At 56.8% G+C, this 21,856-nt stretch carries 21 protein-coding genes and 2 pseudogenes; 10 read left to right on the top strand and 13 right to left on the bottom strand.

The window, feature by feature from the left end:
• The first annotated feature begins 73 nt into the window (after window positions 1-73).
• Window positions 74-985: a DMT family transporter gene (locus RBH77_RS19265; protein ID WP_311029180.1), complete on the top strand. Its 912-nt coding sequence runs from the start codon at window positions 74-76 to the stop codon at window positions 983-985.
• A 48-nt stretch (window positions 986-1,033) separates the two neighbouring features.
• On the opposite strand, the gene RBH77_RS19260 is transcribed toward RBH77_RS19265, so the two are convergent.
• From RBH77_RS19260 to RBH77_RS19215, 10 genes are all read right to left on the bottom strand, one after another.
• Window positions 1,034-1,921, bottom strand: a complete 888-nt coding sequence (locus RBH77_RS19260) for a uracil-DNA glycosylase (protein ID WP_311029179.1) — start codon at window positions 1,919-1,921, stop codon at window positions 1,034-1,036.
• A 46-nt stretch (window positions 1,922-1,967) separates the two neighbouring features.
• The gene (locus tag RBH77_RS19255; protein ID WP_311029178.1) at window positions 1,968-2,696 is read right to left on the bottom strand and encodes a hypothetical protein; all 729 of its coding nucleotides are present in this window, start codon (window positions 2,694-2,696) and stop codon (window positions 1,968-1,970) included.
• The gene (locus tag RBH77_RS19250) at window positions 2,651-3,211 is read right to left on the bottom strand and encodes a DUF2269 family protein (protein WP_311029177.1); all 561 of its coding nucleotides are present in this window, start codon (window positions 3,209-3,211) and stop codon (window positions 2,651-2,653) included. The genes RBH77_RS19255 and RBH77_RS19250 overlap by 46 nt, the downstream gene beginning before the upstream one ends.
• Window positions 3,212-3,267: 56 nt before the next feature.
• Entirely contained in the window at window positions 3,268-4,947 is a 1,680-nt protein-coding gene (locus RBH77_RS19245; protein ID WP_311029176.1) for an electron transfer flavoprotein-ubiquinone oxidoreductase, read from the bottom strand.
• A 294-nt stretch (window positions 4,948-5,241) separates the two neighbouring features.
• Window positions 5,242-6,354 (bottom strand): tyrosine-type recombinase/integrase, encoded by a 1,113-nt coding sequence (locus RBH77_RS19240; protein WP_311029175.1) that lies wholly within the window; start codon window positions 6,352-6,354, stop codon window positions 5,242-5,244.
• A complete protein-coding gene (locus RBH77_RS19235) occupies window positions 6,237-6,539 on the bottom strand; it encodes a helix-turn-helix domain-containing protein (RefSeq protein ID WP_311029174.1) in 303 nt (100 codons plus the stop codon). Before RBH77_RS19235 ends, RBH77_RS19240 begins: the two co-directional genes overlap by 118 nt.
• Window positions 6,540-7,380: 841 nt before the next feature.
• Window positions 7,381-7,968: a VPLPA-CTERM sorting domain-containing protein gene (locus tag RBH77_RS19230; protein WP_311029172.1), complete on the bottom strand. Its 588-nt coding sequence runs from the start codon at window positions 7,966-7,968 to the stop codon at window positions 7,381-7,383.
• Between the two features lie 1,184 nt (window positions 7,969-9,152).
• Window positions 9,153-9,350, bottom strand: a complete 198-nt coding sequence (locus RBH77_RS19225) for a universal stress protein (RefSeq protein WP_311029171.1) — start codon at window positions 9,348-9,350, stop codon at window positions 9,153-9,155.
• 47 nt (window positions 9,351-9,397) lie between these two features.
• On the bottom strand, window positions 9,398-9,553 hold the full coding sequence (locus RBH77_RS19220) for a hypothetical protein (RefSeq protein ID WP_311032617.1): 156 nt from the start codon (window positions 9,551-9,553) through the stop codon (window positions 9,398-9,400).
• Window positions 9,554-9,634: 81 nt separating this feature from the next.
• On the bottom strand, window positions 9,635-9,934 hold the full coding sequence (locus RBH77_RS19215; protein ID WP_311029170.1) for a hypothetical protein: 300 nt from the start codon (window positions 9,932-9,934) through the stop codon (window positions 9,635-9,637).
• Window positions 9,935-10,391: 457 nt separating this feature from the next.
• Between RBH77_RS19215 and RBH77_RS19210 the strand changes: the two genes are divergently transcribed.
• The 7 genes and pseudogenes from RBH77_RS19210 (at window position 10,392) to RBH77_RS19180 (ending at window position 16,554) form a co-directional block, all read left to right on the top strand.
• A complete protein-coding gene (locus RBH77_RS19210; RefSeq protein WP_311029169.1) occupies window positions 10,392-10,820 on the top strand; it encodes a Ros/MucR family transcriptional regulator in 429 nt (142 codons plus the stop codon).
• Between the two features lie 446 nt (window positions 10,821-11,266).
• Entirely contained in the window at window positions 11,267-11,530 is a 264-nt protein-coding gene (locus RBH77_RS19205) for a hypothetical protein (protein ID WP_311029168.1), read from the top strand.
• Between the two features lie 318 nt (window positions 11,531-11,848).
• Window positions 11,849-12,657: pseudogene (locus RBH77_RS19200) on the top strand (IS5 family transposase).
• Between the two features lie 182 nt (window positions 12,658-12,839).
• Window positions 12,840-13,037 carry a hypothetical protein gene (locus RBH77_RS19195; protein ID WP_311029167.1) on the top strand — a complete coding sequence of 66 codons (198 nt, stop codon included), beginning with the start codon at window positions 12,840-12,842 and terminating at the stop codon, window positions 13,035-13,037.
• A gap of 1,095 nt (window positions 13,038-14,132) precedes the next feature.
• The gene (locus tag RBH77_RS19190) at window positions 14,133-14,339 is read left to right on the top strand and encodes a hypothetical protein (protein ID WP_311029166.1); all 207 of its coding nucleotides are present in this window, start codon (window positions 14,133-14,135) and stop codon (window positions 14,337-14,339) included.
• A gap of 147 nt (window positions 14,340-14,486) precedes the next feature.
• Window positions 14,487-14,904 (top strand): annotated as a pseudogene (locus RBH77_RS19185) (DoxX family protein).
• A gap of 756 nt (window positions 14,905-15,660) precedes the next feature.
• Entirely contained in the window at window positions 15,661-16,554 is an 894-nt protein-coding gene (locus RBH77_RS19180; RefSeq protein ID WP_311029165.1) for a hypothetical protein, read from the top strand.
• A gap of 215 nt (window positions 16,555-16,769) precedes the next feature.
• On the opposite strand, the gene RBH77_RS19175 is transcribed toward RBH77_RS19180, so the two are convergent.
• Window positions 16,770-17,423: a hypothetical protein gene (locus RBH77_RS19175; protein ID WP_311029164.1), complete on the bottom strand. Its 654-nt coding sequence runs from the start codon at window positions 17,421-17,423 to the stop codon at window positions 16,770-16,772.
• A gap of 584 nt (window positions 17,424-18,007) precedes the next feature.
• Here RBH77_RS19175 and RBH77_RS19170 point away from each other — a divergent pair.
• Together RBH77_RS19170 and RBH77_RS19165 are read left to right on the top strand one after the other, a co-directional pair.
• Complete coding sequence (locus RBH77_RS19170; protein WP_311029163.1) at window positions 18,008-18,460, top strand: hypothetical protein; 453 nt, start codon at window positions 18,008-18,010, stop codon at window positions 18,458-18,460.
• Window positions 18,461-18,472: 12 nt separating this feature from the next.
• The gene (locus tag RBH77_RS19165; RefSeq protein ID WP_311029162.1) at window positions 18,473-18,889 is read left to right on the top strand and encodes a hypothetical protein; all 417 of its coding nucleotides are present in this window, start codon (window positions 18,473-18,475) and stop codon (window positions 18,887-18,889) included.
• 265 nt (window positions 18,890-19,154) lie between these two features.
• Here RBH77_RS19165 and RBH77_RS19160 read toward each other — a convergent pair whose 3' ends face one another.
• Together RBH77_RS19160 and xrtD are read right to left on the bottom strand one after the other, a co-directional pair.
• Entirely contained in the window at window positions 19,155-19,850 is a 696-nt protein-coding gene (locus RBH77_RS19160; protein WP_311029161.1) for a PEP-CTERM sorting domain-containing protein, read from the bottom strand.
• A 201-nt stretch (window positions 19,851-20,051) separates the two neighbouring features.
• Window positions 20,052-21,686, bottom strand: coding sequence for a VPLPA-CTERM-specific exosortase XrtD (gene xrtD / locus RBH77_RS19155; protein WP_311029160.1), 1,635 nt, complete (start codon window positions 21,684-21,686; stop codon window positions 20,052-20,054).
• Window positions 21,687-21,856 lie beyond the last annotated feature (170 nt).

Genomic DNA, 21,856 nt, shown 5'->3' with positions numbered 1-21,856 from the left:
GGATTGTCCGGAAGGGACGGCGGCAGCGGCACCATGCCATATGGCCGCCTCAGGGGAGGACACCGGCCGGCCGATGACGGCGATTGTGTTGAAGGTCCTGTCCGTCATGGTCTTCGTCGCGATGTCGACCCTCATCAAGGCCGCCGGCGAACTGCCGACCGGGCAGATTGCCTTCTACCGCTCGCTCTTTGCCATCCTGCCGATCATCGTCGTCTTCGCCTGGCGGCGGCAATTGCTCAGATCTTTCCAGACCAAGCATCCGTTTAGCCACGTCGCCCGCGGCGTCGTCGGCGTTGTTGGCATGTGGTTCAGCTTCTACGGCCTGACCCGCCTGCCTTTGCCCGAGGCGATCACGATCAACTACGCCCAGCCTCTGATCGTGGTCGCGGCGAGCGCCATCTTCCTCGGCGAGATCGTACGCGCCTATCGGTGGAGCGCGGTGGCGGTCGGATTCGCCGGCGTGGTCATCGTCTCCTGGCCGAACCTGACCCTTTTTTCCTCTCCCGAAGGCTTCGGCCAGAAACAGGCGCTCGGCGCGGTTGCGCTACTGATCTCGGCGCTGATTTCGGGTATCGCGATGCTGCTCGTGCGTCGTCTGGTCAAGACCGAATCTTCGGCCACGATCGTGCTCTACTTCTCGGTGACCGCGACCGTCATGTCGCTTGTCACCCTGCCGCTCGGCTGGCAGAGCCTCACTCAGGCACAGCTTGCCTGCCTGGTATTCGCCGGCATATGTGGTGGCCTCGGCCAAATTCTGCTGACCGAAAGTTACCGTCATGCCGGCATGTCGGTCATTGCGCCTTTCGAATACACTTCGATGATCCTGGCGATCATCTCGGGCTATTTCGTCTTCGGCGACATACCGACGGCCTATACGATCGTCGGTGGTGCGATCGTCGTCGGGGCCGGTCTGTTCATCATCTGGCGCGAGCAGCATCTCGGCCTGCCGCGCGGCGCGGCGCGCAAGCTGGTGCCCCCGCAGTGAACAGGTGGAATTGTTTCTGGAAACAAGGGCTTGCCGGCGACAGGTGAATCAGTCTGCCAGCCGGGCCTTTATCTCGAGGAAATCCCGCCAAGCCAGCTTTTTGGCAGCCGGGTTGCGCAGCAGATAGGCCGGATGCAGCGTCGGCATTGTTGGGATTACGATACCGTCCGCCGTCCGGTGCTCCTGCCAGTTGCCGCGCATCCGCATGATGCCGACCTGTGTGTTCAGGAGCGTCTTGGTTGACGGATTGCCGAGCGTGACCAGCACCTTCGGTGCGGCAAGTTCGATCTGTCGCTCGATGAAAGGCCGGCAGATTTCGGTCTCTATAGGTGTCGGCGTGCGGTTTCCCGGCGGCCGCCAGGGAATCACATTGGCGATGTAGGCCGACTGCCGGTCGCGCCCGATCGCCGCCAGCATCCGGTTCAGAAGCTGACCGGAGCGACCGACGAAAGGCAGGCCCTCGATATCCTCGTCCCGTCCCGGCGCCTCGCCGACGAACATCAGGTCGGCCTCAGGATTGCCATCGGCAAAGACGAGGTTCTTGGCCGTGAATTTCAAATTGCAGCCGTCGAAGGCAGCGAGTTGTTCCCGCAATTCGTCCAGCGTCCGCGCCTCACGGGCAAGCTCGCGCGCTCGAGCTACCTGCGCCCCGTCGGGAATGCTGGCAGGTTGAGGCCGGCCCGTTTCCCGCCTTGCGGGCGACATACTGCGCAGGGCAGGGGAAGGCTCGTTTCGTTGTGGAGACGAGGGAGCGGCAACCCGTTCCGGCTGCGCTACAACCGCTTTTTCGCTTGCGCCGGCAGAGCTTTCCGGTGTCTCCGCTTGAGCAAACCAGTCCGTGGCTCCCTCGGAAAGCACCTCGTCGGCGCCGGCATCCGCGTAAAAATGCAAAAGCTCGCGCAATGAAGCGGATGGCGTATCGGCATCGGGAACCATAGGCTTGGCGTGGCAGATCACGCCGCCATTTGCAAGGATCAGGAGATCACGAAGAAGGAATGCGCGGGTCCTGCCGGAGATAGAAAATCGGGTCTGGCGTGAAGTCGGAGATGAAAAAGCCGAACGTTGCGAAGCTTTTCGGGTCGACATGGCCGTCGCGGAAGAGCAGCCGGTCGTAGGGCTCATAGTCGCGATGATAATCGGTGAAGTGGTCGGATTGCAGCCCCTCGTCGCTGAGCTTGCGTTGGTTGAAGGAAAGCCCGTCGCCGAAATCACTCGGCTGGCCGAGCTGTTCCTGAAGTTCGAACTCGAATTCCACCCAGCCCAGGCCGCTGCCATTGTGCACGACAAGGCGCAGGTGCAGGAAGCCGTTGGCGTAGTCGCCGGATTCGCCATAGGAACGCAGCGGTCGCGCCGCGCGGATCACCAGCGTTATCGCACTCGCTGAGGAAAGCTCTTCCTTCAGGATTATCGGGTCGGCGGTGCTTCCCGTGCCCGAGATGCCGGTGATGCGAAAGCCGCCGAGTTCGTCGGAGAAAGAATAGGATCCGGCATAGAAGCGGCCGTCATCGGCGGCCCCCGCGCCGCAAATCAGCGGCACGAGCAACAGGACGCCATATCTTCGCGCATCCGCCAAAGCCGGCCCCATTATCGAGACCCGTTGTTCCGGTTGCCATGGATCGGTGTCGAAGTATCGCGCGGATTGGCTCTGGCGGGAAGAGGTGTCCCTCAGCGGTGCGGCAAGGATGCCGCGACCGACTGTGCGCCGCGCCATGTCATGAAGCCGCCGATAACGAGAGCTACAGCCATCAGCAAGAGCGTCGGGACGCTTTCGGGATCCGGCTTGAAGACCATGTCGGCTACGATCACAGCGAGCACGATCGTATCGAACCTGCCTATGACCAGAAGACGTTGCGCTTCCGCCGAAGCGAGCGTGCTTTCCGGCCCGTATTTCCGGATTGCGGAAGAAAGCCGATTGCTGGCCTGCCTGATCACTGCCGCGCCATAGACGGCCGAGACGGCGAACCCGGCGAGCCCGATCAGGATCCAAAGCGTTTGGAAGTCCCAGGCGATCCATGTCATCGCCAGACCACAAAGGAGGGCGCCGAGGGCTGCGGGACCGAAGATCCGCGTCAGGGTGGCAACGTCCCGGCTGGCGACGGAGACGATCGCTGCCTTGTCCTTGCGCGCCACAGCCGCCCTGCCGAGGATCAGGAGCGTCACGCCGCTGCCCAGCCAGACGATGACGCAGGCGATGTGGAGAAACATGAATAGCTGGTAGAACTGCATCGTCGTTGCACTCCACCCGTGAGGAGACGCCGGCGTCGGCGCAGCGTCTCCATCGGTTACATATTCGGATAAACCGGGCCTTCGCCGCCCTGTGGCGGCACCCAGTTGATGTTCTGGTTCGGGTCCTTGATATCGCAAGTCTTGCAGTGGACGCAGTTCTGCGCGTTGATGACGAAGCGCACGTCCCGAGCCTTAGGATCGGTCGCCGCATTGCCGTCCTTGTCCACCCACTCATAGACGCCGGCAGGGCAGTAGCGCGTCGAGGGGCCGGCAAAGACGTCGTGCTCAGACCGCTTCTGCAATTCCGCATCGCCGACGATCAGGTGTACCGGCTCGTTTTCCTCGTGGTTGGTGTTGGATAGGAAGACGGAAGACAACCTGTCGAAAGTCAATTCCCCGTCCGGTTTGGGATAGGAAATCGGGCTGTGTTTCTCCGCCGGCTCCAGCGTGGCGTAATCCGGCTTGCCGTGCTTCAGCGTGCCGAAGAGCGAGAATCCGAAGAGCGTATTCATCCACATATCGAGCCCGCCGAGCGCGATGCCGCCGATCGTGCCGTAGCGCGACCAGAGAGGCTTCACATTGCGCACCTTCTTCAGGTCGCGGCCGATATCGGATTTCCGCCAGGCGTCCTCGTAAGAGGTAAGCTCGTCATTGGCGCGGCCGGCAGCGAGCGCTTCGGCCGCGTGTTCGGCCGCCAGCATGCCGGACAGCATCGCGTTATGCGAACCCTTGATGCGCGGCACATTGACGAACCCAGCCGAGCAGCCGAGCAGCACACCGCCTGGAAAGGAAAGCTTCGGCACGGACTGCCAGCCGCCCTCCGTGATGGCGCGGGCGCCGTAGGAAATGCGCTTCGCGCCCTCGAACGTGTCTCGGATCGCGGGATGCGTCTTGAAGCGCTGGAATTCCTCGAAGGGCGAAAGATAGGGATTCTTGTAATTCAGATGGAGGACGAAGCCGACTGCCACCTGATTATCCTCCAGGTGGTAGAGGAACGAGCCGCCACCGGTCTTCATGTCGAGCGGCCAGCCAAAGGAGTGTTGGACCAAACCCGGCTTGTGGTTCTCCGGCCTGACCTGCCAGAGTTCCTTCAGCCCGATACCATATTTGCCGGGCTCATGCCCGTCGGCAAGGCCGAAGCGGGCGATCAGCTTCTTGGCGAGCGAGCCGCGCGCGCCTTCGCCGATCATCACATACTTCCCCATTAGCGCCATGCCCGGCGCGTAGTTCGGCCCATGCGTACCATCGCGCTCGACGCCCATGTCGCCTGTGACGACGCCGGCGACGGCCTGGTTCTCGTCATAGACGACATCGACCGCCGCGAAGCCTGGATAGATCTCGACACCGAGCGCCTCGGCATGCGCCGCCATCCAGCGGCAGACATTGCCGAGCGAGACGATGTAGTTGCCGTGATTGTTCATCAGCGGCGGCATCATGAAGTTCGGCAACCGCAGCGATCCGCCGGGGCCGAGGAAAAGGAAGCGGTCGTCGGTGACCGGCACCTTGAAGGGATGGCCTTCCTCCTCGCGCCAGCCGGGCAGGAGCCGGTCGATACCGATCGGATCGACGACGGCGCCAGAAAGGATATGCGCGCCGACTTCCGCGCCCTTTTCCAGAACGACGACGGAAAGCTCCGGATTGACCTGCTTCAGCCGGATCGCGGCGGCGAGCCCCGCCGGCCCCGCGCCGACGATGACCACGTCGAATTCCATGCTTTCACGTTCGACTTCAGCCATCCGGAAAACCTCCTCGCCGACCGCCTGACGGCGGCACCAATTCGTGTCGCCGCTCCATAACCCAGATTTCACCCGCTTGGAACCGGACCAGCGCGTTCGTTGCCTGCGGCAAGCCGGAACGAAGCATGCCAAGGCGATTTTTATCGATTTCGTGCCAGTATGAACGACTTTAAGCCGCTTCCATTCTTCATCCGCAGAAAAGAGGTTGCGCCGGAAGCGCCGAGAATATAGGGCTTTGCGCGGTTCGGAGCGTAGCGCAGCCCGGTAGCGCACTTGACTGGGGGTCAAGGTTGCTCAAGCTGATTTCTTTTTTCCGTTCAGGTCGTTAGGTGCCGCGCCTGAAGCGCTGGTGTGATTTCCGGTGTGATTTGCTGCATCCATGGCAACACGCATGTCTTCGATTAGCGCGTGCGCATATTTCGCGGTCGTCGTGATGTCCTCGTGGCCGAGCATCCGCTGGACGACCTTGAGATTGCCAGCCCGGAGGGTTCTCGTTGCAGCCGTATGACGCGTGTCGTGGAAGCGGAAGTTCTCGACGCCAGACTTCTCGCGGTAGCGGCGCCATGCAGTCTTGAAGCCTTCCATCGTGATAGGATAGCGTTTCCCTCGAACCAGAGCCAAACGCCGGTTCGTCCTCTTCGCTACATAAGTGAAGACCGCCGTTGAGTGGTGGCCCCTGAGAGGAAGGAGCAGATCGCAGGCAGCATCGGTCATCGGCAGAATGCGGCTCTTGTCGCCTTTGCCTACGACGGTGATGGTCTTGCCGAAGAAATCCACTCGCGACCAGGCCAGATCAACGATCTCCATCCGTCGGCAGCCGGTCAAAATCGCAAAGCGAACGGCCGGAGCGTAATCATCGCGCATGGCGGCTAATAGCAGTCTCTCCTCGTCTATGCTTGCCTCGCGCACCCGCTCCTTCGGTTCCTTGAGCAAATGTCGGCTCCAATCGATATCGGCTACCGGCACCTTCCAGGTTTTCTTTGCGCGCGTCATGATCCCACGCAACGGGACAGTGGTCGTACGATTGACGGTAGCGTTGCTGACGCCGTCGCCGCGGCGGGTCGATACCATCGCAGCAACCATAGAGTCCGTGATGTGGTCGAGCATGATATGTTTGCCGAAATATTCCAGGAGCCAGCCCATGAACCGGAAGCAGTTGTCGGCGTTGGCTAGGTGCTGACCGACCTCGTGCCAGTAGCGGGAGGCGGCGATCTCAAGGGACATTGGCCCTTCGGCGGTGAAAACGACAGCCTGCCTGAAGCGCTCCCGAGCTTCCCGTCGCTTCTCGTCTAAGATGCGTTGTGCCTGGCGCTTATTGCTCGTTCCCGTGGCACCTGAAAATCGACGACCGTGAAACTGGAAGTCATAGGTATATTCTGATTTGCCGTGTTTTCGATATACCGGCATGCGTTCTTACTCCGACGTTCTACGAATTCGAGAAGGTCGTCTTCCTTGTAGCGACGGGTCGGTCGCCTGCCTTCAAGACCGATATTCACCCAGCGTAGCTGACCTGCATCGGTGAGCCAACGCAAATGCTTGGGACTAATTGCAAGAAGCTCTGACGCTTCGGCGGGAGTGAGAAGACGACGCATAATTTAATGATAGCGAAAATCAGATTGGAATGCAGTGGACGTAACGTAAGCCCGAGCAGATTCCGATTACACTTTCCACCAACGAGCCGCTTCTGGTGCCAGATGATCGCCAGAGCCTATATTCCCGGGCAGCACTGGATATTTTCGGGGAATGGCTAGCTTCCGCCGGATGGGAACAATGCGGTGGATCCCTATGGGTGGCCGTGGAGATGGATCGTGGCGCAGAGATCGAAGTCCTAGAAGAATGCTACAGGCACGATGGGAATGCCTTCTGGTGCCAGCATAGTCTGGAGGATGAATCCTCCTCCACCCTATTCCGCTTTGTCCAGAGAATGAAGGCAGCGCTTGCCTGCAATTGGAGACACTTTCGACGCTTTCAGCGGAACGCTTCCGTTCGGTGGCTGCCACCACTGTGCTGCATGCCACAGGCATATTTGTAGTGATCTCGGGCGAGATGAAAGCGGTCGATGAAGCAGGCAGGCCGCAACCACGCTATTCCATTACTCTCGAAATTATCGTCTAGGGAGCAAGCTGTCAGGAATTGCCGATGGCGGTCACAACCATGAGCGGGTGACGGTAGCCACCAACGCTATTGCTGCATTCATCAGAAAGCAGTCTGATCAAGTCGGTTTCGCCATCTTGGCCCACAGCTGAGTCATCACCACTTCTTCGCCTGGATCGGCCGAAAAAAGGCGCCTCGTAAAGAAGTTTGAGGCCATGATTAAACTCAACTCGATCCCGCTCTGCGCCGGACTCGATCCCGCTCTGCGCCGGCCACTTCCGCCATGAGTTTCGAAAGCGATTCTAAGACCAGACCTTAGGATCGTCTTCAGTGATCAACTTAAATAGCGGCTGAAATTTTTCTGCGACGCAGCCATGTCAGAAGACCCAAGCCCCCAAAGGCTGTACCTAGAAGAGGTAGAGCGGCAGGCAAAGGAACCGCTGATATAGCGCCATTGAATGCCCGAAGATTGCTGAGGCCACTACCAGCGCCGCTTACCGAGAAATTGCTTATCAGTGTAGGATAAAGAAATGCAAAAGCGCCGCCGCCAAAATGCATGTAAAAGACATTTGCAAGAATATTGGAGGTCGCGCTACTGGCGCCAGTACCTAAATCACATCCAGCGGTCCCTGTTGCGCAACCGTCGACGCTACCAGAGATAGTGAGCGGCTGATTGAACCAAGCCGAAGATTCCAGCAGCAATTCAATATGCGACGGAGTTTGCGGATTTACTTCTCCGTTGGAAGTCGCGAACACAAAATCTGTCCAACCGGGAGTCACAGTAAAGGAATCCCAACCAGACAACGGAATAGCATCAAGACCTGCAGGATGAGTAACCGATGCGATGGCGCGATTACCACTAGCGCCAGCGGCCAACAACAACAAAGTCGCTCCAAAAATCGCGTAATTCCGAAGGACAGAACGCATATTCACCACCCGCTTAGAAATTCACTCTATCATTAATGGCACATTAATTAATAGAAATGTCAAGCACAATGTATGGCGCCGCATGTCTTCTTGAATAGCGGCAGGGCAGCGGAAGGAGTAAGCGCTCGGAATATGAAAGCCCCGGCAAGCGCTCGGGTAAAGGCACCTGCGAGAAAGCCTGTTCAGTTTCGTTCGTCAAAGCGAAGTCAAGTCGAACCCGCTTCCAATATTTATCAATGCGAGTTAGCATTTGATCTGGATTGTGTCGGTGTCGACCTGTTCGCTGGTGAACAGTATTTCTCTATGAGATCGCTCTCGAAATCGGCGCCACTGTTAAGCAGATTGCTCACCTCTCACTGCAGCGCAGCCTACCTTCCCCTGACGTCAGCCAATCATCGTGACCACAATGACCGGAATATTCAACTTATACGGTGGGCCTCCCTAATGGGACTGGCCTGGCCTGGCACTTCGAACTGAGGGGCTAACGATATTTACTGCATCTTCCGATTGCGTAGCGATGTTTACACTTCAACCTAGAGGATGTTGCGGATGTAAACTTACAAGCCAAATTCAGGTCGATTCATGCGTTTCGGCCCTCAAAATGTGGAACTCGATGTCAACAAAACGGGCTGAAAACGGGCGTTAAGTTGACAGAGCTTTACATTAAGTTGACACGAGAACCCGTTTTTAGGCTTTTTTGATTTTTGCCAACATGAGCGTTAGCTAAAGCAAAGCTCCGTGCATCCGATCAGTGCACAATGCAAATACCGGAATGCGCCCGCTGTGAAATAGCGCGTGTGATATTTCCACTGTCCCAGAAGCATCGAGATCCGTGCGGTGGAAACGCCTTGCCTGGCAAGGGCGAAAACATTTTCATGAGCCTGCTCTGGACTTGCTGCGGAATGAATACTGGCAACGAGACCTCAATGCGGCCGTCAACGCTTTTGACTGCTCGGCCGACGAGTTCCAACTGAACAGGCTAAAATTTTTGAGGTGCATCTACGTAGAATAAAGGAGGGTGTTTGGACGCGCCGCTGTTATCCTTGGACTTCATTTTAATTTCGGCTTACCTCCCGCGCTCTCGGGAAGGCAGCCTACGCGCCCTTTCTATCATACCTCGACAAATCATAGCCCCGACCGACCTCACTATCTTGGCGGTGATCGCTGCGTAGTTCATCGCCCGTTTACCGGACAACTAGCACAGGGATCTGGTTATGGGTCAGAACCTCGATGGTCTGGCTTCCCAGAAACAGCCTGCTCAGCCCTCGCCGCCCGTGGGATGCCATGACGACCAATGCACAGTCTCTCTCCTTCGCAACATCGACTATCGCCTCAGCCGGCCTCGCCTCTTTAATAAAGACAGTATCGGCAGGGACGCCCATGCTGGCGGTCGCCGCCTTGGCCTTGTCAAGATTGCCGTTGCGCTTTCCTATTGCTGTCGCCTGTAGGTTTCAAAGTCAATTGTGGCCACAGCCGCGCTCGCGCCCGTCTCACCGCCGAAGAGGTAAGGGGATAATGGTTCGCTGACATTCAGGATCGTAACCTTGCTGCCGAGTTGTTTGGCAAGAGAAAGGCCATGATCTATGCCTTTTTTCGTAAGCTCGGAGCCATCAGTCGCAATAAGGATACATTTGGGAGTTCTCGTTCGATTTGCCTTACTTTAACGCTATCCGGTGGCGGGGAAGATCCAAATCGACTGATTGTCGCTGCCTGCCTCGATCGCCATGACGGCCAGATCGCGATACCGCGCGATTGCTTTAGGCGACGAGGAATAGGGCTTGATCGGGTGGGTTTTCAGGGCGGCCACATCGCCCGCCTCGACGAGCACGACGATCTCGGCAACAGGATTTTCCGCTGCCCCCCAGCGTCCATCAAGCGCAGCAACGATCGGATCATCGACCTTTTGAAGCAGTTCAGAAAGCTGCTTTCCGGCATCTTTGGCGGCCGAGTAGCTTATTACCGGCAAAGCCTACAACGTAGATATCGATATCGTCTTGTGGTGGGAAAAGCCTCGCTGAAATACCAGAGCATTTTGAAATCGCGAGATTCTAGGTTCCCGGTCCGCCTGAGGCAATATTGCCGGCGTATATTGGCGTCACGATTCCTAGAAGTGCGGCAGGCCGGTATCCCGTGCGTCGTACCCGGCGCGGGCACGGTCATCTGCAACACTAGAAAAGATAAGGCCGGCGCTGGCCGCCCTCGGTGTTTCATCCAGCTCGTCCACCCGGCGTCAGGAAAGCTTTCACGATCAATATGGCGATGGCTGAAAGGGAAGGCAGGCCGGCGGTGTGAGCGACAGGAACCTCTGTCGAGCCGAGCTATCCCCGGCAGACTGTCGATGAAAGATCGATATCTCCTTGTGAAGACGCGCCGGCTCCACTAGGGCAATCTTGCAGGGTGGCTTTCTCCGAAGGGCTTTAGTCATGAACGATGAATTGGTTGAGCTTACCGCTGATATTGTCTCCGCTTATGTGAGCAAGAATGCTGTCCCTACTGCCGAATTAGCCGGGGTGATCGCCAGCGTCCATCAGTCTCTCCGTACTCTCAAAGGGGGCACTGCTGCACCAACCGAAGAACAGCAAACGCCATCGGTGAATCCGAAGCGGTCAGTCCATAATGACTATATTGTCTGCCTGGAAGACGGGAAGAAGTACAAGTCGCTTAAGCGCCACTTGGCGACGCATCATGGTATGTCCCCGAACGAATACCGCACAAAATGGAATCTTCCTTCCGACTATCCGATGGTGGCGCCCGGATACGCGGCAGCACGTTCTGCGCTCGCAAAGTCGATGGGTCTTGGCAGGAAATCGGCAGGAAAGCCTGCCCCGAAGGCTCGCAAGGCAAAGGCATAGTAGGCCTACTGGTCAGCCATTAATGCAGCACATTTCGCTTCGAAAGCATGGTCACGACGCGCCCCGACTGGCCGGCGCGGGGCGGGGGGCTTGGGATGTCGCGCCGGCCAGCGCGGCTCCCTTTCGGGTCCGCTGCAGATACTCTGACACGGCTATCTGATCAGCGATACTCGGCTTTTCGGTTACAACGACAATGGGCGCGCCATGAGCGCGCCCGCTCGGTTAGAGTGAATTATGGCTTCCTTTGCGGAAGAACAGCCGAGCCTGCCAAAGGTGCGACGACCATTTTAAATGCGTGTCGCAAATACACGCTGATCTACAATGAGCGCAAGACTATCAACCCGGGCGCACCGCTGCTCGCCGGATGCGATCAGCGCCGCGTTCGCCAGACCGGCTTGCGGATGATCTCGATCCTTTCCAGGTGACGGATGACGAACTCATGCCGCTTGCCGGTCAAGGTGGGTTATGAGATCGTGTCGATCGATACCGAAGGCAGGGGACAAATGCCAATCAGGAAAGCTGCCGAGACGAGCGCCTTCGGCCCCGACGAAATTGCCATGTTCTGGCGCGTGTTCAGCGTGATGAAAGTGGAAGGGGAAAGCGAGGCTGACGCTGAGCACCGGGCCTCGCGCATCATCGCGAACTATGAAGCTGGCATCCGCGACGAGAAAGAATTGCTTGAACTCTCGCGGAAGCCGCTTGGCAGATGAAAGACGGGCCCAATCCTGCGGAGAAGCCGACCCGGGGGCAGACCGAGACCGCCGTATTAGCTGTTGGTCGAATTGACAATACGCAGCCGCAATTTCCCGCTGACAGGAATTGGCGGAAACTTGCTCCACGGCCCTCCGCCCCCCGCGCTATGCCTCCAGACGAGACGGAGGCCTATGGTCAATGTGCCGCGATAGAAGCCGTACCGCTTGTGGATAGGGTCGGCGCGATTACCTTTGATGCCGGAGGTAGTGCGACAAGCCATAGATCCCCTAGAGTCTGTTATGGACTTGTGAGTCTGAATGGATTCAAGGGCTTAGATGGGATCACATCGCAAGCCTTATCCGTCCGACGTTTCCAACGAAGAATGGTCACTGCTGGCGCCTTATCTGACGCTTCAGCGTGAGGATGCGGGTCAGCGGGAGCACAGTCTTCGAGAGGTATTCAACGGCCTGCGCTATATCGTGAAGACCGGCGCGCCATGGCGGTGGATGCCGAACGATCTGCCGCCGTGGGCGGCGGTCTACCAGCAGACGCAGCGGTGGCTGGCGGCAGGCTGTTTCGAAGCCCTGATCGACGATTTGCGAACGATGCTGCGGCTGGCCGCCGGTCGCAAGGCCGAGCCGAGCGCGGCCATCATCGACAGCCGGACGTTGCGCTCCACGCCGGAGAGCGGCGAACGGGCCGGCTATGACGGCGCCAAGCGCAAGAAGGGCTCCAAATTGCACATCGCCGTCGATACGCTGGGCCATCTGCTGGCCCTTCACGTCACGCCTGCCAGTGCTCAGGATCGCGATGAGGTCGAGAATCTGGCCAGAATGATCCAGGCCGTCACAGGTGACAGCGTCGAGATCGCATGGGTCGATCAAGGCTATACCGGCGAGCGGGCAGAGCAGGCTGCGGCCAGGCACGGCATCGACCTCAACGTGATCAAGCTGCCTGAGGCGAAGCGCGGCTTCGTCCTTTTGCCGCGCCGGTGGGTGGTCGAGGATCCTTCGCATGGACGACACGCTTCCGAAGGCTCGTCAAGGACTATGAGCGCTACGCCCAAACCCTCGCTGGTCTCCATCTCGTCGCTTTCGTCACCCTCATGACAAAACAGGCCGCCGCCATCCTTACAAATTCATAACAGCCTCTAGCCCCAATTCAGGCGTAGCCGGGTTCCTACTTCTTTTGATCGGACGCCTGACCCTATGCCGGTAGGCTAAGCTGCTATCAGCCTCGATCATCTTGGCCGCAGATCATTTATTCATGGATAGACTTCAGTCGGCCATAGTGATTTGATGGGATAAGGATATGGAGGGTCAGTAAATGGCGGGTATTGTCACGGTGATTCTGACAATTGTGGCGCTCGTGGATGGAGAACATTCGATGGAAGCGCAGGCGAAAGACATAATAGAAAATGCGCAGCAACACTTTGCTCCAGATCAGGTGAGGGTAGATAAGGTTGAATTCTCAGTTCCAAATGAAATCGGTGTGCCTAGTTCCCTTCGTAAAACAAAAGCATAGACCGGTATGACTGCGCTGCCAACGAAACTGAGAAATTGTGAAAGCCTGAGCACGCCTGTCTGTTGAAACGTGTCGCCGCCACGCTCCATGGTACAGCTACCAGATAAATTTCTTTCGGGATGGAGACGGATGGCGAAAACTTGCATGTTTTGGGGCGTCGTTGCTCTCAGTTGGCGAGATCAATTGGCTCGTTCGCGGCCTTTGAAGTGGCGGTCACCCCGCTTAATACGGGTAGGTCGATAAAGACTACACGGCAGCTTTTGGAAAAGAAGCGAGTGATCGAACGGTGCGAATAAGGAAAGTCCATGGCAATCGGCCATATCCTGATACTCAGATGGCTTTGCGACGACCAGCAACTGGCAAATTAGCTGCGAAGCTGCGTCAATTCGGCCGATCGGGCAAAGTTATCTTGACCACGCTGGCTGCGTCGTCAGATTGTGCGGCGTCGGTCACACACCCGACGAACGTCTGGCGCTGCCGAGGTTTTCCCTAAGACCAGGGCAGCGCCGGGCGGGGTGTTCATTGTTTTTCGTTTCAGCCTGAAAACTTTTGTTATGGAACCGTGCGGGAAGAATGTCGGTTTCCTCCGATCATTCGAACGGAGGGGCTGTTTGATGTTACCCGCGCGCACATATTGGACGCTTTCCGTGCTTGTTCTTCTGTCCGGCCTGGTTGCAGAGATCGTGATGGTTGGAGCGCTCTAGTCTGAGTACAATAGCTGCGCTTAGATCAGCCAGTTAGCGCGTTTGATACTGACTGGCGCGTCATCCGCCTAAGATATGCAGTGGCAGGGCCGCTTCTCCGCAGCGCCCAGCTGTGTTTTAGATTGCCAGTCAGCCATGCCGTGCGCTGACGGCCCGGTTGCTCTTTCTCACCCGAACATCCCAGGCGGCCGAGCTTTTTCTTACCCACCAGCGTATTTAGGTAGTCGGTTCGCTTGATCTGATAAGCCCGATCGTTCCTTGTCCGCTTCTGGACTTGGCCCCTGCAGATGAGATTTTCCCCATGGCATTTCCAAGAAGTACGATGAGATGGATCCCGTCGTTGACGCGCCCACAACCTACCCGCACATTAATGCTGGGAAGGGAGTGTCGGATGGTGCCAAATTACTGGGTGTCCGCGCTGCGGGAGCAGGGCGATTTGACGAAAGAGGTTTCCAAGAAGATCCGAACGGCGCTCGATCGCCCCGATCTTACGCAGGATCAGGCCCTGAGTATTTGTGGCCTCGTCGAGATGGGCGCGGGGGCCTTGGACCGATTCATCCGTTCGGCGAAACAGCAGAACCTTTCTGCCCAATACTAAGAGGCCGCGCAAATCTTGGCAGACATCTGGCATGCCCTGGCCCTCGATGCCTCATCTAAGCTCAAGGCCATGGAAGATCGCGTACCCAACTCTTGATCCGATTCGTCGCCGACCCCTGTTGACAGTCTGTCGCATGGCGCAGCAGGACTGTTGGTGCCGGCGCTCTCCGGCGTTTATTCCAGCTTGCACAATTTTGTCGAGACGCTTCCGCGCGTGGTCGCCGGTGTGGCCTTGGTGACACACCGTCTCGGCAAGATCGGCGATCCGTTTGGATCGGCAGGCATGGTTGAGAGCCTCGGCTTCTATCCAGGCGCCTTTGGTTCGCTGATGCTCTCGCTGACCGAATTCCTCGGCGGGATATTCATAGCGCTCGGTCTTGACGCGCCCCGCGTCTTTGGCGGCAACATTCGTGCTGCTCGTTGCCGTATGGTTTCATTGGATCACTGCCGGCCAAGGCTATTGCGGTGCGGAGAAGTCGATCCTGTGGGCCGCGGTCTTTTTCTTCTTTACCATCAGTGGCGGCAACCGCCATTCGATCGATGCGAAGATTGGTCGAGCGTTCTGAACAAGGACGATGTTATTATGCTGACCGGCACGGGGCGGGGGCTTTTGGGGTGTCGCGCCGGCCAGCGCGACCCCATAACGGGTCCTTCAAACAACTTGGCATAGCGAGTTGACAAAGGAAACTTGGCCTTTCGGTCACAACCGAAACGAGCGCTCGAAGCACGCTAGTCCTCACAGGTAAGCGGATGATCTCTGCGCCGGCCGCGGCAAAAAGTGCAAGCAGCGTCTGTCAGTCACAGCGCCCATGCTTATCCTTTCCGCCGCTTGGGGCAATTCGATCCGTGGGACAACGTTCCGTAGCTAAGTCTACGCAGCCCTAGATGGCCGCGTTGTCGGAGATCCATCTCTCCAGCGCCGCAAGCACGTCAGGTTGAAGGCGTGCGCCCCGATTGAGCGCCAATCCAAGCGAGCCGTTCATACTGGGAAACCCAAGCTTCACCATCACTTCGCCCATGCTGAGGAAGGCGGGTGCGGGATTTCCGGATCCCGATAGCCAACAGGGCCTCTCGAAGAGACGCGTATTTACCAGTCAGGTACTCAGAATACACATCGTGATGCCTCAATTCCAGTTGCCGCAAATAATAGGCGTTCGAACGATCCTGCTTGCGGGGCATCAGATCTCCATTGGCTAAGATGATAGACACGGCTACCAACTTTACGCCGCGTAAACCGCAGTTCAATCGCGATATAGCTATAGGACAAATATGCGGCGTGGCTGGCCGCAATGATGGTTGAATAGGTTGGCCGAGGAGGAAATATGACGGGGCAATTAACCAATAGCAACTGCGACGAGAGCGCCACTGAAGATGGCCCCGCCAACATGGACGTGGCCGAACTGGATCTTGTCCTGGCAGACCTAGATATCGAGGCCGAGCGATGCAAAATTGCGACAAACCTGATTCCGATTCATTCTCCGAAACCTCAGGGGCCAGAAAGGCTTCCTGTGTTGGATGGGACTGGCGCGATAGTAGATTCCCCTTTGCCCCTTGTCCTTCTTCCGCCTAGCGATAACCAAGAGCAGCCCGAAGCTCCGTCGACCAGCCTTCCCATCAGGCGCAGCTCCAGACTTCAGGCCGCTGTGGATGGGATAGGTCCGGCTCTGGGAAAACCTTGGCGCCAGTTGTGGGCACACGAGAAGCTGGCGCTTTCGTTCCAGGTCGCCGAAGCCGCCGGTGCCGTCGCATTTACTCTGAATCTTTCCTCGAGGGGCCAGCGCACCTTGATCAGTCAAACGGACCCGGCGCGGTTGATGTCTCACTATCTCAACCGGGAATGTAAGCGGCGGCTTGGGAGTAGCCCGCGCTATAGCTTTATTTTCGAGTTCTCGCCATCCGGCCGCCTGCATCTGCACGGCGTGGTTGTTCCAGACCGAATGGACGAAGAATACCTCGATGCGCTTGATCAAGCTCTTATGTTGGCCGGCGGCAGTGTAGGGGGAGCTCAGATCATCCGGACCAATCAGAATTATCTGGACAGGCTCTCCGACGGCCTCGGCTGGGCGGCGTACGCCCAAAAGAATTTCAATGATACGGCTCGTCTCCTTGGAACTGACAAGATCAGTTTCATTTCGAATTCGCTCAAGAGGCTATGCCGGTCACCTGGTCGAGGCGGTAACGGTGATGTCTCGACGACTGCGAGCGCTGCTGATTGACCTACTGGGTCGAAGAGGCGGACATCGCTATGACCTCGAAATTGGAAAGATTCAGCGCAATCCGTAAGCATCGCAGCTTCACTGGGCCTGCTTCACAGGCAAGCTCACTGGCGCGTTCCAAACGTCGAGATGTCTCTGCGCTATGGAATCGACGGAGCCCGCCAGTGACGACCTATGCGTTACCAGATAGCTCCTCCGCCGCTCGTGTCGTATTTCTATTTATCCAGGATCAGAAGATAACGCTTCGCGGCATTTAAAGACCATTTATCAGTCTGCGGTCCTTTGAAACCGAGTTCATTAAGACGGTGCATCAGAGCGGACGGTGATAGTTGCTCGCCGGCGGGAAGCGCTGCTCTCATCTCATCCACGATGGGTCTGATGCGTTCGGCCAGACGCTTGGCACGCACCTTATTTGCCCTGGCGCCAAGTGCTTGATTGTGGGCGATGTTACCGGCGGAACTCTGCGTCTTCTTCCGACCGACGGCAATTTTTTCACCACGCCGGTAGCGATCAATGGCCATCCCGTGGATCGTCTGTCTTGTCGCTTGTTCGAAATCCCGCCAGAATCGACCGGTAGCAGCATCCCACACGTCGACTTCCAGGCTGTCGGGCCGATCCGAGCACCGCCGGAACTGCTCTATGGGAACACCGCGGAGAAGCTCGGCCAAATCGCCGACAAGTAGCGCCGTTCCATTCTTTCGCGCAAAGGCCACAGCTTGGTCAAAGACCGCATAGTCGAGAAAGGCTTTCTGCCGGTAGGTAGTCGTCATCATGAAGCGCTGCCCAAGACTACGCCCCGAAGCGAAGGCGCGAGCCCTGATCCGCAATAATTGCCGTTGGACGGCCGGGAGCTTGATGCCTTCGTCCAATGATCTCGGTTTTCGTGAGACGTGCGCAAAGACAAAGAAAGGGACGAGATTGGAAACATCCATCTGACAAGACTGAACATAGTTTAGAGATGTCACAAGCGATGCACTTGCGTGCTGCAGTTTGCCTACTACGCGTGAAACCGGCGCCCGCGCAAGGGCGGTCGGTGCTTCTCCGCTTTTGCGTAGCGATACGCGGTTCCTGGGGCCGGAGCAGCTTCATTCCCGTCCGCATCTCGCCTTTTTGTTTAAGGTACGTTTCTACAATCTACAGCACATAGATATATAGACACGCGATGGACGGGAGCACTGTTCCGGGTCCATACGCGTTCCGGCTCGATTTCTGCGGTAGAGCTTCATTGGCGAGCGTTCCGGTTTTTCTGCACAGGCTTGCGCACTCACTGCGCCACACTCGCCACCGACTGCCCCTGCGACAACCAGAACATATCCGGTCGAGATGCTCAGGCTTCCCGTTCTGTCGAACGCAGCCTGTACGGGCATTCGGCGGCGCGAGCGACTTGCAGCAGTCCGGATGGGCTCCCCGCTATAATGGAAATGTAATAGCATCAAACCCAACAGGAGCCGACATGCTTGTAGAATGCGCCAACGGAGTTGTTGAAATCCCCGACCTCGAACATGAGTTGAAGTTCATGCAGAATGAGGAATCGATCCGGATCGACTTCCCTGACCATATCAGGGAAGAATTCGAGATGGCCGGTATAGTCGTGCCGATCAAGGATCTGTTGTATTGGTTTGGGGACGGATTTTCGCCGGAATATCAGCTCAAGGCACAGAAGCTCCGCGAAATCGCCGATCGCTATTATGGCATCCCTGATGATGGCGTAGATATCCTCGGCGATCCCAATTTGATCGAAGATATCGAAACGGCGGTAAACGAATTTTGGCCGAAGAACACCGCCTTGACTCCTGGCAATGATTCACGTGCAGCGATTTGTCGAAAATCAGTCACGGACCCGTTGGGCTGCCAGATCAGCAGTGCTGGTTACACTGGTACAATTTCGTTCCAGTGCATAACCTGAAAGGTTGGTAAAATGAATGTGGAAGTAAATAAGAGCGGTATGTGGATCGACATGCCGCCGGGGTTTGTAGACAAGACGCGCTGCAAGACTTTGCATGTCGATGCGCGCTACTTCTACGAAGCGCTCAGCGACATGTTGGAAGAAGATGGCGAGTATCGGTTTGCTGCCATGATTCGGGATGTCGCGTCGAGCTACGGTGGCGATGGTGACCGCATCAAGTTCGCCGACAAGAACGGCGACTCCGCTCAGAGCTATGGTGATTGGGACAGTTTGCCAGACGACGAGAAGCGCAATCGTGGAAACCGGAACGCGATCATTCGGATTTTGGATCGGGTCCGTTCTCAGGTCTTGTCTATGAGTGATTCTGCCACCAACACGGAATGGATTAGCAACGCGCGGCTTGGACTGACGGACCTGTTCTTCGAGTAGTCAAGCTAGGAGGTCTGCCGAAAAGCGGACCTCCGTTCATCCACTGTTACTATTGTCTTTTTGACGTTCCGGTAGGGCGTTCAGCCTTTTCGGCGTTCCGTGCTTCAAGCCGACCAACAGTCAGCTGCTGGGCCGAATGGACGTTGCCATTACAAACCTCACTCGTACCTACCGTCACTCACTTGAGCGACGGTAGGCAGGTTGTTTTCATTGCTGAAGGAAAATCTGAGCCGACAAATCGCAGGTCTAACGCTCTGTCAGAATATCAGCTGCGGGCACCAGCCAACTTTCTCCGCCCGGCTAATCCGAATAGCCCCAATAATCCAAATGCCAGGAGGCCAGCGGTCGCGGGTAATGGAACGGGCGTCGCGCTCACCAGGTTTTGCCCGTATCCGTTACGCGGATCTAGACTTTGGTAAAATGTCAGGTTGAAGTGTTGGCTTGCCGAGGCGCCGAGGTTCCCAAGGAAGGAGTTTGCGTAATTTACGGCGGTAGTCGCCGCAGTGGCAGACCATTCCCCGTTCCTCACATCGAAGACGTTACCGGTCTCGTAAATCAGTTCCCAGAGCGCCATCTGAAAGCCGGCAGACTCGTTATTGTTGATAAGCATAGCATCCGAATAGTTGTTATCAAAAAGGCTCTGGATATTGCCAATTTTAGTAGGCGACAACACTTCTCGGTTAGTAAACGGAGCAATAGTAAAGTCATACTTCCCTGGTAGAGACAGGTAGTCAAGCACGTCCAGGCACCATGCTACAAATTTATTTGTGCCATCCGTCAGGCGAAACCCTCCGGCACTTGCCCTGATATCTGAGCGATTAGATATATTTGAAACAGTTGCATGACCGCCGCCATCAAACACATCAGAATTATTCTGCTGCGACAGCGTTGTCGATGCTCCTGCTGCGGTGGAGATTGCAACTGAAGCGGCAAGAGCTACCGCGAAAACTAAACGTCTCATTAATATCACCCCAACACTTTACCCCGCATCACAGTTGAAATTAGTTTGCCTTGCAACCTGTGTAAACAGTTTTTTAAGCTTCCTTACCATATGCTTAATAGGCGCGCCGCTGGTTTCGCGCCCGATACAAATGGAATGCGGCTGTTGGAACGAACCGCTGGTGTCCGACAAATCGGCAACAGGCTACCATCGCCGGCGCGATCACGAATTTGGTTGCGATGGGGCCGTAGCCCCACGATCCGGGAAATAGTCAGGCAATATCGGGGCGATCTTTTCGAGGAATGAGGCGAGGCGTGCGCTTGCGTCGACGATGCCCCGCGATGGATCGATCGGAGTCGTCAGGCGCACAAGCCCCCCGTCCGACCGGCCCTGAGTAATAGTGTTCCACACCGACAGGAATTTTGCCTCGTAGTCGTTGGTCGCACGTCGTCCCTGCTCCTCGAACCAATAGTACACCAGCTGCCGATCCAATCCCTTCTGTATCACTGCGCGGTTCACGTGATAGATTTGTGTCGTCCCGCCTTGCTGGATCGTTATCGGGACCTGCTCCCATTGTGATACTTCCCAGCCTCCTCCAGGCAGGCATATTTCTGGTGAATGGATCCCACTACCTTCCGTTTGAGATTTGTAGAACGACATGAGGAGCCCCACCTCCTGGCCATTCGCGTTATAGTTCGCCAGCAGATAGTCGTCAGCCGCCAGGACGCGCGCCGTGTCCGGGTCAAGCACCAATGCTGAGCCTTGCCAATGGTCGATCTGTAGGGGAAACGTCGCAAACGATGCACGGTCCACATGAGGGGCCGCAGAGGATGGCAGCAATTGCCAAGCCAAGCCCGCCGCCAACATTGTCAATGCAGCGCCAATCAGTGCACCATTGCTCGCTGCGTCCAGAAATCTGGCGAGCGGTTGATGAATGCCTTGATAATCGAGACGCAGGACATGTGTAGTCCGAGGGAACCCGAATGAAAAGAACCGCCAAAGGATCCAAGCCTCGAAATAAAGGATAATCGTGCACGTTAGGAAAATTACCCATCCTTCGAAGAAGTGGAGAAAGCCCTCAGCTTGCGATATGCCGAATTGGTTGACCAGAACCCCTATCATGCCAATCCGAAAGCTGTTCATAAGGATTGTAATAGGGATGGTAGACAAAAATATCACCACCCGGTGCCAGTTTGGTCCGTTGTAGAGAACACTCATTAGCCAGCCGAAGCTGAACAGCGGAAACAAATATCGTAGCCCACTGCAAGCTTCCGCCACCTGGAGTTTATAGTTGCCGAGATCAATTATATTGCCATCAAGGTAGACGGGAATATTCGCCATCTGGATAAACGAGACTCCGAGGGCAGAAGATAGAAGCTGCAGCTTCGTCGATACCGTGAGGTAGATGAATTGTGGCAGCGGCAGCATGAAAATAAGGTGCAGCCATCCCGGCCAGAATCGCCACCCCTCACGCGTCCCAGCCAGCAGAAGAACGAAGGCGCCGATCGCAAGAATGAAGCCGTAAGTTATGATGTCAGGAATTCGAGCTAGGTTTCCGATAAGCCCGACCCCGATGGCGATTACAAAAACGACTAGGCCGAATACCCTCGGTCCGCGATCACTTTTCACCGGCTGACGGTGGATCTCCCGCAAAGTTAGATAGGTGGTGATGAACGGCACTAGCGGTCCGTAACTGTATTCAGGGCGAGCCCACGCGGCACCCAGAGACGCTAAGCCGTTCCAAAAGAACAATGCGGCACCGGTAGCTGCAACGAACACCCAAGGGACAGCACGGGAAAGCACCGCTGTCGGCTTTTGCTGCGCACCGGACGCGAGGTTTCTGGCCGACGCATCCATACTTATTCCCCTCGCCCAAGAGTTCGGTTCGTCTCGCTTTACCTACAATGACAGCGTTAGCCGTTACCGATCGAAAACACAGATTAAGGACTAATACGATTGGGGTAAAGACGCTCTCTACCCTCGACAGACTCCAAGGTAAACGTTGGCACCGGTAACCATTGCTGCCA

It is taken from the genome of Mesorhizobium koreense, from assembly GCF_031656215.1.
In the GTDB taxonomy this organism is placed as follows: Bacteria; Pseudomonadota; Alphaproteobacteria; order Rhizobiales; family Rhizobiaceae; genus Mesorhizobium_L; species Mesorhizobium_L koreense.
Note: the sequence above shows the minus strand (reverse complement) of the source record. Positions and strands in the feature narration are given on the sequence as shown.

Excerpts from the sequence above, each read along its gene's own strand:
- RBH77_RS19260 (WP_311029179.1), bottom strand. The coding sequence starts at position 1,921 with ATGGTTCCCGATGCCGATACGCCATCCGCTTCATTGCGCGAGCTTTTG.
- RBH77_RS19265 (WP_311029180.1), top strand. The coding sequence starts at position 74 with ATGACGGCGATTGTGTTGAAGGTCCTGTCCGTCATGGTCTTCGTCGCG.
- RBH77_RS19225 (WP_311029171.1), bottom strand. The coding sequence starts at position 9,350 with ATGGGCGTCCCTGCCGATACTGTCTTTATTAAAGAGGCGAGGCCGGCT.
- RBH77_RS19165 (WP_311029162.1), top strand. The coding sequence starts at position 18,473 with ATGAATGTGGAAGTAAATAAGAGCGGTATGTGGATCGACATGCCGCCG.
- RBH77_RS19235 (WP_311029174.1), bottom strand. The coding sequence starts at position 6,539 with ATGCGTCGTCTTCTCACTCCCGCCGAAGCGTCAGAGCTTCTTGCAATT.
- RBH77_RS19240 (WP_311029175.1), bottom strand. The coding sequence starts at position 6,354 with ATGCCGGTATATCGAAAACACGGCAAATCAGAATATACCTATGACTTC.
- RBH77_RS19210 (WP_311029169.1), top strand. The coding sequence starts at position 10,392 with ATGAACGATGAATTGGTTGAGCTTACCGCTGATATTGTCTCCGCTTAT.
- RBH77_RS19245 (WP_311029176.1), bottom strand. The coding sequence starts at position 4,947 with ATGGCTGAAGTCGAACGTGAAAGCATGGAATTCGACGTGGTCATCGTC.
- RBH77_RS19190 (WP_311029166.1), top strand. The coding sequence starts at position 14,133 with ATGGTGCCAAATTACTGGGTGTCCGCGCTGCGGGAGCAGGGCGATTTG.
- RBH77_RS19170 (WP_311029163.1), top strand. The coding sequence starts at position 18,008 with ATGCTTGTAGAATGCGCCAACGGAGTTGTTGAAATCCCCGACCTCGAA.
- xrtD (WP_311029160.1), bottom strand. The coding sequence starts at position 21,686 with ATGGATGCGTCGGCCAGAAACCTCGCGTCCGGTGCGCAGCAAAAGCCG.
- RBH77_RS19250 (WP_311029177.1), bottom strand. The coding sequence starts at position 3,211 with ATGCAGTTCTACCAGCTATTCATGTTTCTCCACATCGCCTGCGTCATC.
- RBH77_RS19180 (WP_311029165.1), top strand. The coding sequence starts at position 15,661 with ATGACGGGGCAATTAACCAATAGCAACTGCGACGAGAGCGCCACTGAA.
- RBH77_RS19160 (WP_311029161.1), bottom strand. The coding sequence starts at position 19,850 with ATGAGACGTTTAGTTTTCGCGGTAGCTCTTGCCGCTTCAGTTGCAATC.
- RBH77_RS19230 (WP_311029172.1), bottom strand. The coding sequence starts at position 7,968 with ATGCGTTCTGTCCTTCGGAATTACGCGATTTTTGGAGCGACTTTGTTG.
- RBH77_RS19195 (WP_311029167.1), top strand. The coding sequence starts at position 12,840 with ATGGCGGGTATTGTCACGGTGATTCTGACAATTGTGGCGCTCGTGGAT.
- RBH77_RS19255 (WP_311029178.1), bottom strand. The coding sequence starts at position 2,696 with ATGGCGCGGCGCACAGTCGGTCGCGGCATCCTTGCCGCACCGCTGAGG.